16 protein-coding genes and 1 tRNA gene are annotated in these 17,462 nt (G+C 45.8%); 5 read left to right on the forward strand and 12 right to left on the reverse strand.

The window, feature by feature from the left end:
- Positions 1-121 precede the first annotated feature (121 nt).
- The gene (locus E2R66_RS03660; RefSeq protein ID WP_133226263.1) at positions 122-688 is read left to right on the forward strand and encodes a hypothetical protein; all 567 of its coding nucleotides are present in this window, start codon (positions 122-124) and stop codon (positions 686-688) included.
- Between the two features lie 66 nt (positions 689-754).
- On the opposite strand, the gene E2R66_RS03665 is transcribed toward E2R66_RS03660, so the two are convergent.
- The 4 genes from E2R66_RS03665 to hpt all read right to left on the reverse strand — a co-directional run bounded on the left by E2R66_RS03665 (position 755) and on the right by hpt (position 3,701).
- Positions 755-1,168 (reverse strand): HIT family protein, encoded by a 414-nt coding sequence (locus E2R66_RS03665; protein WP_133226857.1) that lies wholly within the window; start codon positions 1,166-1,168, stop codon positions 755-757.
- Between the two features lie 91 nt (positions 1,169-1,259).
- A complete protein-coding gene (gene greA / locus E2R66_RS03670; RefSeq protein ID WP_133226261.1) occupies positions 1,260-1,733 on the reverse strand; it encodes a transcription elongation factor GreA in 474 nt (157 codons plus the stop codon).
- 384 nt (positions 1,734-2,117) lie between these two features.
- Positions 2,118-3,056 carry a 2-hydroxyacid dehydrogenase gene (locus E2R66_RS03675; RefSeq protein WP_133226259.1) on the reverse strand — a complete coding sequence of 313 codons (939 nt, stop codon included), beginning with the start codon at positions 3,054-3,056 and terminating at the stop codon, positions 2,118-2,120.
- Positions 3,057-3,158: 102 nt separating this feature from the next.
- On the reverse strand, positions 3,159-3,701 hold the full coding sequence (hpt, locus tag E2R66_RS03680) for a hypoxanthine phosphoribosyltransferase (RefSeq protein WP_133226257.1): 543 nt from the start codon (positions 3,699-3,701) through the stop codon (positions 3,159-3,161).
- 411 nt (positions 3,702-4,112) lie between these two features.
- Between hpt and E2R66_RS03685 the strand changes: the two genes are divergently transcribed.
- Both E2R66_RS03685 and def read left to right on the forward strand, forming a co-directional pair.
- A complete protein-coding gene (locus E2R66_RS03685) occupies positions 4,113-5,342 on the forward strand; it encodes a M16 family metallopeptidase (RefSeq protein WP_192901938.1) in 1,230 nt (409 codons plus the stop codon).
- Positions 5,343-5,363: 21 nt separating this feature from the next.
- On the forward strand, positions 5,364-5,936 hold the full coding sequence (def, locus tag E2R66_RS03690) for a peptide deformylase (protein ID WP_133226255.1): 573 nt from the start codon (positions 5,364-5,366) through the stop codon (positions 5,934-5,936).
- A 607-nt stretch (positions 5,937-6,543) separates the two neighbouring features.
- On the opposite strand, the gene E2R66_RS28265 is transcribed toward def, so the two are convergent.
- Positions 6,544-6,655, reverse strand: a tRNA-Asp gene (locus E2R66_RS28265).
- Between the two features lie 152 nt (positions 6,656-6,807).
- On the opposite strand from E2R66_RS28265, the gene E2R66_RS03695 reads away from it, so the two are divergent.
- Positions 6,808-7,284, forward strand: a complete 477-nt coding sequence (locus E2R66_RS03695) for an Lrp/AsnC ligand binding domain-containing protein (RefSeq protein ID WP_067188338.1) — start codon at positions 6,808-6,810, stop codon at positions 7,282-7,284.
- Positions 7,285-7,503: 219 nt separating this feature from the next.
- On the opposite strand, the gene E2R66_RS03700 is transcribed toward E2R66_RS03695, so the two are convergent.
- The 4 genes from E2R66_RS03700 to E2R66_RS03715 form a co-directional block, all read right to left on the reverse strand.
- On the reverse strand, positions 7,504-8,691 hold the full coding sequence (locus E2R66_RS03700) for a class I SAM-dependent rRNA methyltransferase (protein WP_133226253.1): 1,188 nt from the start codon (positions 8,689-8,691) through the stop codon (positions 7,504-7,506).
- Between the two features lie 50 nt (positions 8,692-8,741).
- A complete protein-coding gene (locus E2R66_RS03705) occupies positions 8,742-9,392 on the reverse strand; it encodes a zeta toxin family protein (RefSeq protein ID WP_133226251.1) in 651 nt (216 codons plus the stop codon).
- 3 nt (positions 9,393-9,395) lie between these two features.
- Positions 9,396-9,746 (reverse strand): hypothetical protein, encoded by a 351-nt coding sequence (locus E2R66_RS03710; protein ID WP_133226249.1) that lies wholly within the window; start codon positions 9,744-9,746, stop codon positions 9,396-9,398.
- 199 nt (positions 9,747-9,945) lie between these two features.
- Positions 9,946-11,061 (reverse strand): DUF6515 family protein, encoded by a 1,116-nt coding sequence (locus tag E2R66_RS03715; protein ID WP_158288330.1) that lies wholly within the window; start codon positions 11,059-11,061, stop codon positions 9,946-9,948.
- A 186-nt stretch (positions 11,062-11,247) separates the two neighbouring features.
- Between E2R66_RS03715 and E2R66_RS03725 the strand changes: the two genes are divergently transcribed.
- Complete coding sequence (locus E2R66_RS03725; RefSeq protein ID WP_133226243.1) at positions 11,248-12,030, forward strand: hypothetical protein; 783 nt, start codon at positions 11,248-11,250, stop codon at positions 12,028-12,030.
- A 113-nt stretch (positions 12,031-12,143) separates the two neighbouring features.
- Here E2R66_RS03725 and E2R66_RS03730 read toward each other — a convergent pair whose 3' ends face one another.
- From E2R66_RS03730 to E2R66_RS03740, 3 genes are all read right to left on the reverse strand, one after another.
- Positions 12,144-12,713 (reverse strand): thiamine diphosphokinase, encoded by a 570-nt coding sequence (locus tag E2R66_RS03730; protein WP_133226241.1) that lies wholly within the window; start codon positions 12,711-12,713, stop codon positions 12,144-12,146.
- A gap of 975 nt (positions 12,714-13,688) precedes the next feature.
- Positions 13,689-15,668 carry a glycoside hydrolase family 97 protein gene (locus E2R66_RS03735; RefSeq protein ID WP_133226239.1) on the reverse strand — a complete coding sequence of 660 codons (1,980 nt, stop codon included), beginning with the start codon at positions 15,666-15,668 and terminating at the stop codon, positions 13,689-13,691.
- 778 nt (positions 15,669-16,446) lie between these two features.
- Complete coding sequence (locus tag E2R66_RS03740) at positions 16,447-17,457, reverse strand: dipeptide epimerase (RefSeq protein ID WP_133226237.1); 1,011 nt, start codon at positions 17,455-17,457, stop codon at positions 16,447-16,449.
- Between the last annotated feature and the right edge of the window lie 5 nt (positions 17,458-17,462).

Below are 17,462 nucleotides of genomic sequence, written 5' to 3' on the forward strand. Positions count from 1 at the left end.
TTAATGTAAAATTACTAAAAATAATAGCGTGAAGGGCGGGCTAAAAATAATGTTACGAACATTTGCTTTTAGCGGCGGTAATGCTACATTTATCCGCAATTAACCCTAACGCATATCACAAATGGAAACACCCTATGGCGGGCGCGCAATAATCAACGATGATTTCGACAGGATAGAGATCATCATCCCTGGCAAGAAGAATTATTTTATCTTATTGTTTTTCTGCGTATGGCTGGTGGGCTGGTTTTTTGGCGAAACCAGTGCTATGGGCATGTTCGGCCACCAGGGCGCGATTGATCTTTTTATGATTGTTTGGCTTACCGGGTGGACCATTGGCGGCGTATTCGTAGTCTGCACAATCCTTTTTATGCTGCTGGGAAAAGAAATTATTCAGTCAGGGCAGGGCACAATCACTATCCGCAATAAGGCATTATTCTTTTTATCGCCTAAAGTTTACGATTTGAACGAGGTTAAACATGTGCGCGCTGCGGAAGAGTTTTCTATGTACAATAGCTTCCAGTTTGGGCGCAGGCGCAGCGGGCTAATGAGCAACTTTAACTCCGGAACCATTAAATTTGATTACGGTTTAAAGACGGTAAAATTCGGCAACGATCTGGATGAAGCAGAAGCCAGGCATATTATCGAAATACTGAAGAAGAAGCGGTTGTTGACGGATAAGAACTTTTAATTATAATAAAAAGAGGCGATGAATTAACTCATCGCCTCTTTTTAAAAATCCTCTATCCCTCGCTTATTATTCTTCGTGTGTCACCACTTTCAATGCTTCTTTTATCTTCTCAGCCGTTGCTGCCAGTTCTTCCTGGCTTGGGCTTAGTTTTGGGCGGGCAAAATTCATATCATCAACCAGGTTCATGGGGATAAGGTGTATGTGCGCGTGCGGCACTTCCAGTCCTATAACTGCTACGCCTACCTTTTTGCAGGGTATAGCTTTTTTAACGCCAATAGCTACTATTTTGGTGAAGATCTGCAGCTCGTTGTACGTGATATCGTCCAGGTCGAAGATATAATCCACTTCTTTTTTCGGGATAACCAGTACATGGCCTTCGGCAAGCGGACTGATATCTAAAAACGCCAAAAAATCGTCGGTTTCGGCAACTTTATGTGCCGGTATTTCGCCTGCAATTATTTTTGAGAAGATAGTCATGATTGGTGAGTGGTTGATTATGTTGAATGGTGAGTGGTTGGAAATTTGGCTGGTTGGATGAGCAAAATTCACCGCTCACCCAATCAACCATTCATTATCGGCTTACTTCCAGTATCTCGAATTCTATTTTACCTGCGGGTACTGTTATTTCAATCGTCTCGCCTACTTTTTTGCCTAAAAGCCCTTTAGCAATAGGGGATGTAACCGAAATCTTGCCGGTTTTCATATCCGCTTCGCTTTCAGATACCAATTGGTAACTCATGGTGGCGCCGTTTTTTAAATTCTTTATTTTGACGATAGATAAAGCCAAAACCTTTGATACATCAAGTTTCGATTCATCAAGCAAACGTGCATTCGCCAACGTTTCCGACATTTGGGCTATTTTAGCTTCATGTAAACCCTGTGCTTCTTTCGCAGCATCATATTCTGCGTTTTCAGATAGATCGCCTTTATCGCGTGCTTCTGCAATTTGTTTGGATATATCAGATCTGCCGGTGGTTTTTAACCTTTGTAATTCTTCTTTTAATTTTTCTAAACCTTCTTTGGTGTAGTAAGAAACCTCTGCCATAGTACTTGATTAATAAAATTCGTTTGCGTTGATGCCAAAAAAAACCGCCCTACTATTTATAGCAAAATAGAAGAGCGTGTTGGCCTTAAAAACAAACAAGACTACGTCGGCCCGGCCTGCATAGTCTTGTTTAGTGTAAAACGAAGATAAGGTAATTAAGTTTTAATATCCAAATTTTTGTTTTGGGATTGTCACCGATTGAGAAATGATTCCACCGATTTTATTGTCACTGATTTTACCGATTAAATAGATTCCACCGATTTTATTGTCACCGATTCCACGGATTTTACATTCACTGATTTCACCGATTAAATAGATTACGCCGATTAAAAATGATTTAGCAGAACTTCACCGATTTTGCAACCACTCACCACTCACCACTCTCTACTCACCACTCACAGGCAACGCCAATAGCTTCTCCGCCATTACCTCGCTTATTTTGCGGTAGCTGTCGAAAGTCCAGCCAGCTACGTGGGGACTAAGGACCACCTTGCCAGATTGACGCAGCTCATCGAACCAGGCTTGCTCATTCAGGGCCGGGAATTTCTCCACCTCCAGCACGTCCAGCCCGGCACCTATGATTTTACCTTGCCTGATGGCGTTCAGTACAGCGCTTGTTTTCACCACTTTGCCGCGCGAGGTATTGATGAGGAAAATGGGTTTTTTGAAATGGAACAGGTATTCATCGTCTACCAGTCCGTTGGTTTCGGCGGTAAGCGGAATGTGGAAGCTGAGCACATCGCTGTATCTTACTATTTCTTCCATGCTTACCTCACGGGCATATTTATCACTAAAACCGGTTTTATATTTATCATAGGCCAACACTCCAACCTGGAAGCCTGATAGCTTGCGCGCAAAGCTTTGCCCCATGTGGCCGTAACCAATAATGCCCACCGTTTTTCCTTTCAGCTCGTGGCCCCGGTTGGCCTCGCGCTGCCAGCTGCCCGCGCGTATCTGCGCATCGGCTATGTTGATGTTGTTCATAAGCGATAGCAGCAGGCCTATGGCATGTTCACCTACCGCATCAGAATTGCCTTCGGGAGCGTTGATGAGGGTAATGTTTTGTTGAATGGCGTATGCTTCGTCGATATTATCCATGCCTGCCCCGGCGCGGCAAATAAAGCGCAGGTTGGGTGCGCCATCTATTACAGCCTGATCTACCCGGAATTTGGAGCGGATAACCAGGCCATCGTAACCGTTTAGTATATTTATGGCTTCGGCGGTGGTGATGGTGGGTTGGTAATTGCAGGTGTAACCCGCAGCTTCTACACGTTGTATAAAAGCCGGGTGTATATCATCAACGATGAGGATGTTGTTTTTCAATGCCTTAATTTTTGAGGAAGGCAAATTTATGAAATACGCAGGTATTATTCAGGGAGCGCCAAAGATGTGTTTATGGGATGACGGAAAACCGAAGCTTTGCGTCTATTTGCCCAACTTGCGGTATATACCTTTCAGGTTGCGTCCCATCTCACGGTAATCAAGCCCGTAGCCTATCACAAAATCATTCGGCACCTGGAAGGCCACATATTTCAACTCCTCAACGCTATAGATAACCGCATCGGGCTTAAATAGCAGCGATACCACTGTTATAGACGCAGGCTTGCGTACCATTAATTTTTCGATAAGGTAGCGTATGGTGTTGCCTGTATCTATAATATCTTCTATCAGGATAATATCGCGACCTTCGATGTTGCCGGTAAGGTCAAAATCATCGCGTATGGTTTGCGTGCTTGATACCCCGCCGAAGTACGAAGCCAGCTTTGTAAAGGTAACCTGACTGGGCAGCGTTATCTCTTTTACCAAATCGGCAATAAACATAAAGCTACCATTCAATATACCTACAAATATGGGCTCTTTGCCTGCGAAGTCCTCATTTATCTGCTGCGCCAATTCACTAATGCGTTGTTGTATCTCCTCGTATGATATCAGCGGCTCAAATTCCAGGTCGGCTATCTGTACTTTCATCGTACTAAAATAAAATAAATATGCATATCGCGTTGTAAAAATCTCGTCATCAAACGAAAATATAATGCCTGTTAGCCCATTATTTTCTTTACACAGTTAAAAACCACACAATGCCCCTGCCTGCACATTAGGTGCAGGCAATTGGTCCTAATGCGGGCAGTTAAGATTTTTTCGCCTGATTGTAGTAAAAACAAGTAGTGCAATCTCTAAGCTCCGTATTTTCGGTTGGTAGATATTAGCAGCAACTTTGCTGGTGTTAAACAAGGGCTGAAAGCTTATAATTGGTGGCATATAGTTAGTAAAATTCAATAGAAATGCAAATTTCTTTTGCGCCATTGGCGCGTCAAAAGCAGGGCTAACATCCACTAAAACAGCGTGCAATCAGTATAAACGCTATCTTTGCCACTGCACATGACAGACCACCAGATACACACCCTGCCCAACGGCATCCGCATATTATTCAAATATTCGCCATCGCCCATAACGCATTGCTGCTTTATAGTAAATGCCGGCTCGCGCGATGAACTGCCTAAACAGGAAGGCCTTGCGCATTTTATAGAGCATATGCTTTTTAAAGAAACCGAACGCCGCAATACGCCTCAGATACTTAACCGGCTTGAGCTGGTTGGTGCCGACCTTAACGCCTACACCACCAAAGAGTACACTTGTATACACGCTTCGCTGTTGAAGCAACATCTGGAGCGCGCGGTAGACCTGTTCGAAGATATCCTATTCCACTCCACCTTCCCCGAAGAAGAGATGGAAAAAGAACGCGGTGTAATATTGGACGAGATATCCAGCTACCTTGACCAGCCCGAAGAAGCGATACAAGACGATTTTGAGGAATACCTTTTCGCCGGGCACCCCATAGGCCAGAATATATTAGGCACGCCCGAATCTGTAGCCGCCATCAACCGGCACCACATCAGTGCCTTTATGCAAACCAATAATAACACCCACCAAATGGTGTTTGCGGTTTACGGCGATTACGAATTTGGCAAACTGATAAAGCTTTGCGAGAAATACTTCGGCCTTGTGCCCGAGAACACCAATCAAAAACACCGCATAGTTCCTCCAATCACACCGGGCGGGCAGCACGTGGTGCAAAAACCCATATCGCAAACACACTGCATTTTGGGCGGGCGCGCTTATCCATCGGCACATGCAAACAAATATGGCTTATTGCTTCTGAACAACCTGCTTGGTGGTATGGGCATGAGCAATCGCCTAAACCTGGAGATTCGCGAGAAACACGGTATAGCTTACACCATAGAGAGTAATTACACCTCGCTTACCGATACGGGCATCTTCTCTATCTATTTCGGTACTGATGCCGGCAAGGCCGAAAAAGCCCTTAAGCTGGTACACAAGGAGCTGAAAAAACTGCGCGATAACAAAATAGGCACCGTGCAGTTGAAACAAGCCAAGGAGAAATTCATCGGGCAGATTGCACTGGCCGAGGAGAGCCGAATGAGCCTCATTATCAGCATGGCTAAAAGCCTGCTCGATTTTAACCACATCGATTCACTTGAGGATATTTTCTTTAAAATAAACGCTGTGAGTGCTGAAGATCTACTTGAAATTAGCAACGAAATTTTTGATAATGACCGTATGATAACCTTATTATTTGAGCCTAAGTAATAAATCGCTTATTTTTGCAGGATGAAATATCCTATCGTAGCATACGGCGACCCGGTTTTGAGGCGTAAGGCCCCGGCTATTGAGCCTGATGAGTATCCACATATAAAAGAACTGGTTAGCAATATGTACGATACCATGTACGGCGCGCGCGGTGTGGGTTTAGCTGCCCCGCAAATAGGTATGAGCATGCGTTTGTTCGTGGTAGATATTTCACCCTTCGACGATGAAGAACCTGAGCTGGCGGGCTTTAAAAAGGCCTTCATTAATGCCGAGATATTGGAGGAGACAGGCACTGAGTGGTCGTTCAACGAAGGCTGCCTCAGCATACCCGATATTCGCGAGGATGTATCGCGCAAGCCGGTGATCCGTATGAGTTATTACGACGAGGACTGGAAACACCACGAAGCAACCTTTAAAGGCATGGCGGCCCGCGTTATACAGCACGAGTACGACCATATAGAAGGTAAGCTGTTTACCGATAAGCTAAGCCCCCTGCGCAAACGCCTGATAGAAAAAAAGCTGAACGATATCTCTAAGGGTGCAGTTGATGTAGATTACCGCATGAAATTCCCCGATGCAAAAAAGGGGCGGTAGGGTTAAGGAAAACGTAGCAGTAGCGGTTGCAGGCCTTTCGTGTTTAGAATGACAATAAAACGTCATTCTGAACGTGTTTCAGGACCCCATCATAGAAGTAGCCATTTTAGATAGCCACGCTGCATGTCGTTGTGTTGGCTGTGCAGTTTGGCAAAAACATTTCACCGTGGGATATTTTATAGTTCATTACTTGACCCCCGCTCAAAAGCCGACTATTATTTACAAAGCATAATCATCTTCGCGACAACGACGCAAAATGTCGGTAGCTATTACCGTTGGGGTTCTTTGCGCGCCCTTGTCCGCCCTGCACTATTCTTAAAATTTATTGCTATTAGCTATTAATATCGATGGTTTCAATCCACAATAAAATCGATGCGGATTACAAAACCTTATAAAACAGCAAAGCCCCTGATGGGCAGGGGCCTTTACTAACCAATTATAAACCTAAATTATGAGAAGAGCTGTAGGAGAAGGGGTCGAACCTTCACAGAGTGGTTATTCTTATTGCTAAGAGTTTCCCAGGATCTCCGCCACCGCGACAAGGAGGTGTGTCTGCCAAAAATTTCACCATCCTACAGGATATAAACTAAACCTTGCGTTTAGCTTGCTGTTGGGGAAGGGTTCGAACCTTCACAGAGTGGTTAGCCCGCTTCGGGTTTTCCATGATCTCCGCCACCGCGACAAGGAGGTGTGTCTGCCAAAAATTTCACCACCCAACAATTTATTTTTTTTTAAAGAACAAACAGCAATTCTCATTTGCTTGTTACAAATTTAAAGGACTTTGCTATTCCTTGCAAATATTTCAACAAAATATTTTTATTTTTACTGTAATTTTAATTAAACTTGTATTTGAATATAGATATTAAAATATATGCCTCACAGGAAACCCCAAAATTTAGAAATTGACAATCTGGATATACAGATTTTGTCGATTTTGATGAAAAATGCAACAACTCCGTACACGGAGATTGCAAAAGAGTTGATTGTTTCCGGCGGAACCATCCACGTTAGGATGAAAAAGCTGGAAGAACTGGGCGTAATAAAGGGCGCGAGCCTTGAAGTGAACCCGCAGAAGCTTGGATATGATGTTACTGCGTTTTTGGGCATCTTCCTGGAGAAAGGCTCGCAATACAACGAGGCCGTGAAACAGCTGAAAATGGTACCCGAAATTGTGGAGCTGCACTATACAACAGGTAGCTGGAGCATCTTCGCCAAGATTGTTTGCCACGATACCAACCACCTGCGCGAAGTTTTGAACGAGCAGATACAAAGCGTAAAAGGCATACAACGTACCGAGACTTTTATTTCATTGGAAGAAAGCATAAAAAGGCAGATCACCTTGGAGTAACGTTTACTTGAGTTTATCTGGTTGGCAGCGCCCCTCTGCCAAAAAAATGAAATGATATCGAACAGTGAAGCTAAAATTTCGCTGCTCGATATTTTTTTGCCTATAAATCCGCGTCATTGCGAGGCACGAAGCAATCCTCGGCAGGCAGGTCGGATTTGCAGGTTCGCTCTGCCTGCAGAGGATTGCCACGCTATCGCTTGCAAAGACGAGGGGGGGTGTTTACCAAACCCTGCAAAGTAACCCCTTCAAATATTCCCCTTCCGGGAGGGACGACCTCACCGGATGATCCTCCGGCTGGTGGAACTGGTAGATGAACTGCACCTGCTTCCCGGCATCCAAAGCGGCCCAAGCGAGCACCTGTTTAAAAGTTTCCATATCCATAGCACCCGAACAGGAGAAGGTAGCCAGCAAGCCGCCGCTGTTCAATAACTGCATGCCCAGGCGGTTCAAATCTTTATAAGCCCGAGAGGCCCTATCCAATGCTGAGCGCGACGGCGCATATTTAGGTGGATCAAGCACGATGATATCGAACGTCTCTCCCTCGTCTCTGAATTTGCGCAACTGGGCGTTCACATCTGATTTAATGGCGTTGTGCGCGGCCTCTCCAAAACCATTCAATCGGATATTTTCGGTTAAAGTTTCTATAGCCAATGCGGAGCTGTCTACGCTGGTAACCGATGCTGCACCTTCGCGCAGGGCGTTCAGCGTAAAGCCACCGGTGTAGCTAAAGCAATCCAGCACCTTCATGCCTTTGGCGTAGCTAGCCAACAGCTTGCGGTTGTAACGCTGGTCGCAGTAGAAGCCCGATTTTTGCCCCTCGGCAATGTTGATACCGTAGGCAATCCCGTTTTCTTTTACCATCACCAGTTCTGGTGGCTGATTGCCGGCAAGCAGCGTATTTGTTGTTTCCAACCCTTCGTGCGCGCGCGATGTGGCGTCGCTTTTATCGAATATGCTTAGCGGACTAAGCAAAGCGTTCAATTCATCTATAATAACCGGCATGGCATCCTGCATGCCGCTGGTAAGCACCTGTACCGCCAGGTGGCCGGCATATTTATCTACGATGAGGCCCGGCAGGTAATCAGATTCGCTGAAGATGAGGCGGCAGGTATCGGTACTACCATCGGCCAGGATATGGGCACGCCCGGCAACAGCCGTTTGCACCTTGGTGCGGAACCAGGCCTCGTCTACAGGCACCGTTTCGTCCCATTCCAGCAGGCGCACGGCCACGCGCGACTGGCTATTGTAAAACCCATAAGCCAGAAAGGCGTCCTGGCTACTCAGCAGGCGTATGATCTCGCCATTGGCCGGTTTGCCCTTCACTTTTTCTATCGCGCCCGAAAACACCCAGGGGTGGCGGTGTAGCACCGCTTTCTCTTTCCCCTTTTTTAATACCACATCAATCATGCGGCAAAGTTAAGAAACATAATATAGGGTGGGGAGAATAAAATGGGGGGCTACGGTAGCTCAGGGCGCCATACCCGGATTGTTTCATCGCCTGTTTTAATTTCGGTAAAAAGCTCTGCCACTTGTTCGTAAATCCATTGCGGCTGAGTTTTCTGGTCGTTATGCACCAATTGCCGGTTACGGTACAAAGCCACTAATCGGGGCTCGGCAATCACGTGTTCCGTAATCGAGGCATCTAATAGCAGAAGGTTTGTTATAACAGGGAAAAATCCTTTTACTTGTTTGATGCAGGCTTCGAAATTCATTTTTATACTTTCGGCATCAACGAAATGGCCCTTCCTTTTTATTCTAAGATTTACGCGATCCATAGATTGGCTAATCGATGGCAGCATCATAAAAATCAGATTGACCTGGTATCTTCTCTTTTTAAAATATTTTGCCCGATCTAACAGGAAAGCGTTACGGAGATTAGTCTCTATCGTAAAGTTCAATCGTTCGGTGAGTACTTTTTGTTCAAGCCTTTCATAAACTCGCGTGAGTTCGGCCTCAACTGCTTCATCGGAAATGTCTGGATACTGGTGCCATATTTCCGCTTTCGATTTATCAGGATCGAAGATGGTTGCATCAGGCAATGAAAGCGTTTCAGAAAAGGAGCTTTTGCCCGCCCCATTAGGCCCCGCAATAATAGTAAGTGCGGGCATGGCCTATTGATAGATCTTCAATATTTCCTCTCTGCCGGTTGTGGTATCTATCTTCACCAATTCAATCTTGCCATCTGGGTATCGATGAATGAATTCATTCGGCAGACCGGCGGTTGATGAGTGGCTGGTATAAAGGTCGTTTTCGTAGGCTTCGGCTACCAATTGAGAAGTAACACCGTGCAGCTTGTTATTAAGTTCGTATGGAGATAATTCAAATACCGACCGCGCGGGTTTACGGCTTAACAAATGATGAAGGGCGGTGTTCCTTTTTACACTGGTTATAACTTGCGCCCATTCATCAAGCGGGATAAAAACACCTGTTGGCTGATCGTCCTGATTAATAATAACTTTCATAAAGTGGGGTTGTTAAGTTATTAACAAAGTTAATTAAATTGTTCAATAAGGCGATAGACGTTACAGCAAGCATTTCGCGGTAGTTTTATTTACGGAGCAATAGATTTGCCTATGCAAAACTTATCGCGAAAAGCCCCCCCCAACAAAAAAGGGCACCCCGCAATCCGGAATGCCCTTTCTTGTGTTATATAATAATCTGTTATTGTCCGCTTGCTGCGTCGTCGTCTGATGGCAGGCCAACGACTTTGTAAACGGTATTATTGTCTTCGTCCAATGCTTCCTGGAAATAAGTGCCATCCGGCGCTACGTACAGTTTTTCGCCGTTTACTTTTATTTTGCGACAATCCTGCGGCAATTGGTCAACCACGTCGCCAATTTTAAGCGGCGCATCGTCGCCTGCTGAATAGGATTGGTCGTCCTGGCCGCCTGCTGTGTTCAGTTCGCCATCTTTGCCGGCAACTTCGTACACGTGGGTTCCGTCGTCGCGGGTTACTGCGCGGTAATAAACACCGTTAGCTTCATAGTATTGCTCGCCGTTGATGGTGATAGCTTCCGCGCCTGATGGCAAAGCGTTAACCTGTGCACCAACCGGTGGCTCCACAACGGTATATTGGTTATCGAACTGGCGATAGTAAAGGCCATCGCTGTAGTAATACTGGTAATCGCCCCAGTAGAAAGGGTAGTAGCCAAATGGCAACACGCCTATGCTGAACCCGATTCGTGGAAAATAGTACGAGTTATAATACCCACGGTAGTTATAATACCCACGGTTAAAATAACGCGGGCCATAGTATGCACGGCCCCAGGTGCCGCCACGGTACACACCGTCGCGATAAGTGCCGCCACGGTAAGCGTAAACGCCACGGTTTATGCCGCCGCCACGGTAGCCCGAAAAGCCACCGCGATTGTAACTGCCGCCACGGTAACCGTAATTACCACCCGGCCTGTTAAAGCCGCCACGATTAAAGCTGCCGGTATTGTTTGGCCTGTTGAACCCACCGAATGAATTAGTGCGCGGGCTGCGGTTAAAACCGCCACCTTGCGAATAGCCGCCGCGCTGCGGGGCCACGCCCACACTGTTTGGCCTGTTGAAGCCACCTCCGCCAGAAGGGCGGCTAAAACCGCCTCCACCCGACGGACGACTAAAACCGCCGCCGCCACCGCGGCTAAACCCACCGCCCGACGAACCACCACCACCGCGACTAAAGCCGCCACCACCACCGCCGCCGCCTCTGCGCTGTGCAGCTGCGGGTAAAGCCAACGAGGCCAGCAAAAGGCCGCCGAAGGCTAACGAAAGGAATTTTTTATATGTCATTTTATTTTGAATGATTGTTGTTGCCCGTTTTTACGCGGATATAAGTACAGACTAAGATAATTATCAACGGTTTAATTGGCGTTAAATTATTTTTTTGAGTTGTTTTGCCGGAAGAATTATGAGGCCTTGATTTTTCGTTTGTGTTTTATTATCTTGCACTTGAAGCACAAATTTATATCAAAAGATATGAGTACTGTAAATTGGACCAGTCCGACATTAGATGCTGAACCTCAAGATTGGACTAATCCTGCGGCCGACACCGTATTTGGATTGGAAGAAAGAAATAGGATTGTACAAGATATTATAAATGATTTTATAAAAGTACATGGTTGTACTGATGCGGCTATTGGTATTATAGGACTGGCTTTACCGGGTGCTGGTATACCAGGGCTGATAATTTCAATAGGGATGCAAGCTACAGTCTTTTATCCGCCAATGGTTAGAAAAATTGCGGCAGTTTATTTAGCCCCCTCTGATGAATTAACTAAAGCGCTCGATGAGGCCCTTATTGAAACTCTTCCGCTAAACGTAATTGCAGATTTAGCGTCTTATTTTGGGAGCCATTTCTTTAAAGAGATGACAAAGGATATTTTACGCGAATATAGTTTGACTCTACTTGGTGCCCTAATACCGTTTGTTGGCGGCGCAATATGTGCAGGGCTTGATTATTATATTGCAAAAAAAATGACAAACAGAATTGGAAGAATGGTTGCTCTCTACTTCCAAAACGATTGTCAATGGATAGGAAATCAGAAGCTAACCTATCAATATGTAAAAAAAATGCCGGATGACTTAAACGAAATTCGGAAGAAAAGCCCCGAAGCCAGAAGAAGTTTGATAAAAAACTTATGGCCGTCCATTCGAATGATGAGGAAAAACAATATGACCGAAGAACAAATAATTTCGGCTTTAGCATCTGAAAATGTACCAAAAGATTTAATACGAGAGGCGTTAGACTTTTGCAAATAAGATTAACGAAAATGTGAGACGTCACCCGCGTTTCGTTGCTGCTTTCCGCCGTTATTTGTATTGCCACCAACAATTATGCGATTGTCGGTTTCGGAATACAAATCTCTACAGTTCTACACCCTTTCCGCCACAAACAAAAATGCCTCCTCAAACTGCAGGCAGTAAAAACCGTCGTTAGTGGTTTGATATCCGCCATCTCCTACGGGCGTTAATCCCTCAGTTTTTACCCCTATTGATGGAGAAAGCAACTCAATCACTTCCCCTGCCGGTTTCCATTTCTTAAAGCCGCTCATTACCGGGAAGATCTTTTTATCCCCGCAAAATATCACCAGGTTTATTTTGTCGGCGTAAGCTTCAAAATTATCCAGTACAAAATCATCAGTGATAATATTTACGGCACTATAACCCGCGTCAATAAGGTAATCTAATGCCGCTTTAATTGCATCGCCGTTTCCGGTGGGGATTAATTTTACATCCGACTGCAAACCCGTCTCCGGCTCATCGGCAACTAAGATATCTATCTTGATGCCGTAAGCGTTTATTTGTTCGGCAGTGGCTGGAGTGCAGATAACGGTTGGGCTCCACTCCAGCAACTGGCCCAATAGTTCGGGGTCGAAGGTGTTTAGCCCGAGGGCCAGCAAGGCGGGTTCCTGCTTTTCGCGTACGATGTGGTGCGACGACATTTTTATCAGATAGCTGTTTTACAGGCAAAGGTAATCGAAATAAACAGCAATAAATTCGGCGCGACGACAACCGCATTTATAAAAAAACGTCATGCTCAATTTATTTCACCCGAATGCAGCCGTAGTCCGTCGACTAAAAGTCGACGGCAATGAAGGTGGGTTTGCGGCCACTGGCGCAAATCAAATATGGTAAAAAGTATGCACCTTCATTGCCGTTCTATTTATGGAACGGATAAGCGGTGGGGAGGGGTAAAAAACCGTCATGTTGAAATTTTTTTAACACCCCATCATAAAAGTCACCACTATGCATGCCGCCCACCTGTCGTGTGGGGTACCGAAAAAAGTTCCATGACGAGGGGCGTCATGTTCAATTTTTTTCACCCGAATGCAGCCGTAGTCCGTCGACTAAAAGTCGACGGCAATGAAGGTGGGTTTGCGGCCACTGGCGCAAATCAAATATGGTAAAAAGTATGCACCTTCATTGCCGTTCTATTTATGGAACGGATAAGCGGCGGGGAGGGGTAAAAAACCGTCATGTTGAAATTTTTTTAACACCCCATCATAAAAGTCGCCACCATGCATGCCGCCCACCAGCCGTATGGGGTGCCGAAATAAGTTCCATGACGAGGGGCGTCATGAACTGAATTTTTTTTCACCCGAATGCAGCCGTAGTCCGTCGACTAAAGTCGACGGCAATGAAGGTGGGTTTGCGGCCACTGGCGCAAATCAAATATGGTAAAAAGTATGCACCTTCATTGCCGTTCTATTTATGGAACGGATAAGCGGCGGGGAGGGGTAAAAAACCGTCATGTTGAAATTTTTTTAACACCCCATCATAAAAGTCGCCACCATGCATGCCGCCCACTCCATAGGAGTCCTTGGGGGCCTGCCTTGCGGGATAAAATATTGAACGATGAAGCTTAACCCTTCATCATTCGATATTCAAAATTCGGTGTTCGATATTTTCAAGGGCTCTTAATTCACCTTCTCAAATCTTGCTGCCCAGCCACCTCCGGAAGCCAGTTTTACGGTGAGTTTATCCTTGGAGGTTAGCGTTACTTCCTTGCGTACGTAGTCGGTACCGTTGCGGTCGGCGTTTACGCCATCGCTGAAGAGCACAGCTTTATAGCTTCCCTCGCCAAGAAAGGAAAGGTCGATGGTGATTTCCCGGTCGTCCCAATTGGTCATGGCACCGGCATACCAGGTAGTTCCTTTGCGGCGGGCAATGCTCACAAACTCGCCCACCTTGCCATCAAGCGCAACGGTTTCATCAAATGTGGTAGGTACCGACGCGATGTAATCTGTGCTTTCCTGCTCTTTTTTGTAAGTGCTTGGGTTATCGGCCAGCATCTGCAAGGGTGCCTCAAAGATGGTGTACATAGCCAGCTGATGAGCGCGGGTGCCTTGCGTCATAGGGTTACCGTTAATAGCACGAAACGCCGCCTTGTTGGCGTTGCGCATACCGCCGGGGGTATAATCTAAGGGACCGGCAAGCATACGGATGTAAGGGATGCTTACATCATAACCCGGTTGATTGTTTACGCCCCATTTCATATTCTCGAGGCCCTTTACGCCCTCGAAGTTGAGGATATTGGGGAAGGTGCGCTGCAGGCCCGATGGCTTGTACATGCCATGGTAATCTACCAACAAATGGTGGTTGGCGGCCTTTTGGGCAATATCATACAAAGAGCCCACGGCAAACTGGTCGTCGCGGTCTATAAAATCTATCTTGAAACCCTTCACGCCTATTTTTTCATACTTATCAAAAACGGCATCGGTTTGCTGCATGGTGGCAAACCAGCTTGCCCAAAGGATGATGCCAACATTGCGTTCCTTGCCGTAAGCCACTAATTCTTCTATGTTGATATCGGGGTTTACCTGGTTCAGGTCGGTATCTTTAGACCAACCTTCGTCTATGATGATGTACTCCAGCTTGTTGGCTGCAGCAAAATCGATGTAGTATTTATAAGTGGGTACGTTGATGCCCGCTTTAAAATCAACGCCGGTAATGTTCCAGTCGTTCCACCAGTCCCAGGCTACTTTCCCGGGTTTTATCCAGCTTTGGTCGGCCACGCGCGAAGGCGAGGCCAGTTTCTGCACCATGTCGTTATCGGCAAGCTGTTTATCTTCGGTACTGATCACCACCGCGCGCCATGGGTATGAGCGTGTGCCATTGGTTTTAGCCATGTATTCGGCCCGGCGCGTTACAATGTAGTTCATGTTGGCGTAACCACCAGCTGTTTGATCGAGCGGGAAAGGCGCAAAGGTGCCGTGCAGGCTGTTGCCCTTGCCATTGGTGAGGTACATGCCGGGGTAATCTTCAATATCGGCCTCTAAAATAGCGGCTTTAATATTGTCGTTTATTTTTACCAGCACGGGCAAAAATGCCAGCGTATCTTTTTTTACTGCGGATACGTTTACGGTATCGTAATGTGCCTCGTAGGAGGTATTCCACTTATCCTTAGCGCGGAAATCGTTCACAAAGGGCAGGTAAGCCTGGTTATCGGCAGCGAAGTTGAAGTTCGCCTCCTCATCCTTCAAGGTAATGGTTTCCTTAAACTCGGTGGTGAAGCGGTAAGCAACGCCATCGTTGTAAGCGCGGAAGATGATGCCGTAATCGCCGTTGAATTTCAGGATAAGCTGGTTGTAATTATCGTGTACCTTATCCCTTTTGTAGATGGGGGTATTGAAGTACTCATCCTTACTGCTTGTTTTGTCGCTTTTTACCACCGCGTTGAGGCCCAGCACAGCGCCGTTGCCCAAAACCAGCGATACGTTGGAGGGCGTGATGACGTCCGTTTCCCCGTATTTCACCGACCAGTTGATGGTAGCGCCGGCATTTATGCTAACGTCTATCTTGCCATCAGGCGATTTGATATGGTAATTTTTAGCGGGTGTTTGCGCGGCTGCGAAAAAAGGCATAGCAGCCAGCAGCAGTAAGATTCTTGATTTCATGAGCGAACGATAAAATGGTGCGCTGAAATTAAGTGTTTTATTGTTTTAACGACAATTAAAATTTAACGATTTGTGGTCTGATTTTGGCGCGGTGATTTGAGTGAACACGAATTGAGTGAACACGATTTTATCTAATTGAGGCGAATTTCACGAATGTTTAGCTTCAATTAAAAAGTACAGGTTGGTGTTAATTCTTTTTAATTAGTGGAATTCGTGTTAACTCAATTTTGTCTAATTGAATCGAATTTCACGAATTGAGTGAACACGAATTTTATCTAATTTAGGCGAATTTCACGAATTTTAGCTTCAATTATAAAGTATAGGTTGGTGTTAATTCGTCTTAATTAGTGGAATTCGTGTTAACTCAATTTTCTCTAATTGAATCTAATTTCACGAATTTTTAGCTTCAATTAAAAGTATGGGTTGGTGTTAATTCGTCTTAATTAGTGGAATTCGTGTTAACTCAATTTTCTCTAATTGAATCTAATTTCCCGAATTTCTAGCTTCAATTATAAAGTACAGGTTGGTGTTAATTCGTCTTAATTAGTGGAATTCGTGTTAACTCAATTTTGTCTAATTGAATCTAATTTCACGAATTGAGTGAACACGAATTTTATCTAATTGAGGCGAATTTCACGAATGTTTAGCTTCAATTAAAAAGTACAGGTTGGTGTTAATTCTTTTTAATTAGTGGAATTCGTGTTAACTCAACGCGTGTCATTTTTACTCTGTGAACTTTGTGCCTTCTCTGTTATCTCTGTGTTTAAATAGTCCCTTCTTAAGCCACAATCCCCAACCCCACTTTATCACTCAATACCCATTTACCATCAATAAACTCCGGTAATTGATAAGGGTTATTACTAGTGAGAAATGGCCCATCCAAATCTGCAAAATCGCATTGGGGGGCAAGGGCTGCGGCGGCAAGGGTGGCGCAACTGGTTTCCGTCATGCAGCCTATCATTACCTTCAGACCAAGCTCACGGGCTTTATCCAGCATCAGCTTAGCCTCGTGCATCCCGGCAGATTTCATCAGTTTGATATTGATGCCATGGTACACGCCATTAGCCTTTTCTACATCGGCCAGGCGTTGCACGGCCTCATCGCCTATAAGGGGGAGCGGACTATGCTCGGTGAGCCAGGCGTTGCTATCGATATCGGTTTTTAGCATGGGCTGCTCTATCAAAACTACGCCCTGTTCTTTTAGCCAGTAAACCAGGTCGAGGCTTTGTTTGCGGTCGGTCCAGCCCTGGTTTGCATCTACAAACAGCGGCACGTTGGTTATCGAGCGGATGGTTTGGATGATTTCTTTATCGTTATCGCGCCCGAGCTTTACCTTAATGATCTTAAAATCGGCCGCTTCCTTCAGTTTTTGGATAATGACTTCTTTGGTATCAATACCGATGGTAAAACTGGTGACGGGCATTTTTGCCGGATCGGTACCCAACAGCTCCCAGCAGGGCCTGCCTTGCAGTTTACCGTCTAGGTCGTGCAGGGCAATATCTATCCCTGCTTTTATGGCCGGGTTGCCGGGTGCAAGGCTATCCAGGTAGGCGGTTATGGCGCAATAATCGAACGGATATTTAAACTCTGCGGCATCAACCTTTGCCAAAAACGCATGAGCGGTTTCGTAGCTCTCGCCCATGTAGGGCACCATAGATGCTTCGCCGTAGCCGGTGTGTCCCTCGTGCGCAACCTGTAGCAGTATAACGGGCGTAGAGGTGCGCGAGAATTTGGCGATAGTAAAAGTATGTTTAAGCTGTAGCTCGAAGGGCTGGTAAGTAAGCTTCATGATGG

Origin of the sequence: Mucilaginibacter psychrotolerans (assembly GCF_004519315.1) — a bacterium.
Classification (GTDB): domain Bacteria; phylum Bacteroidota; class Bacteroidia; order Sphingobacteriales; family Sphingobacteriaceae; genus Mucilaginibacter; species Mucilaginibacter psychrotolerans.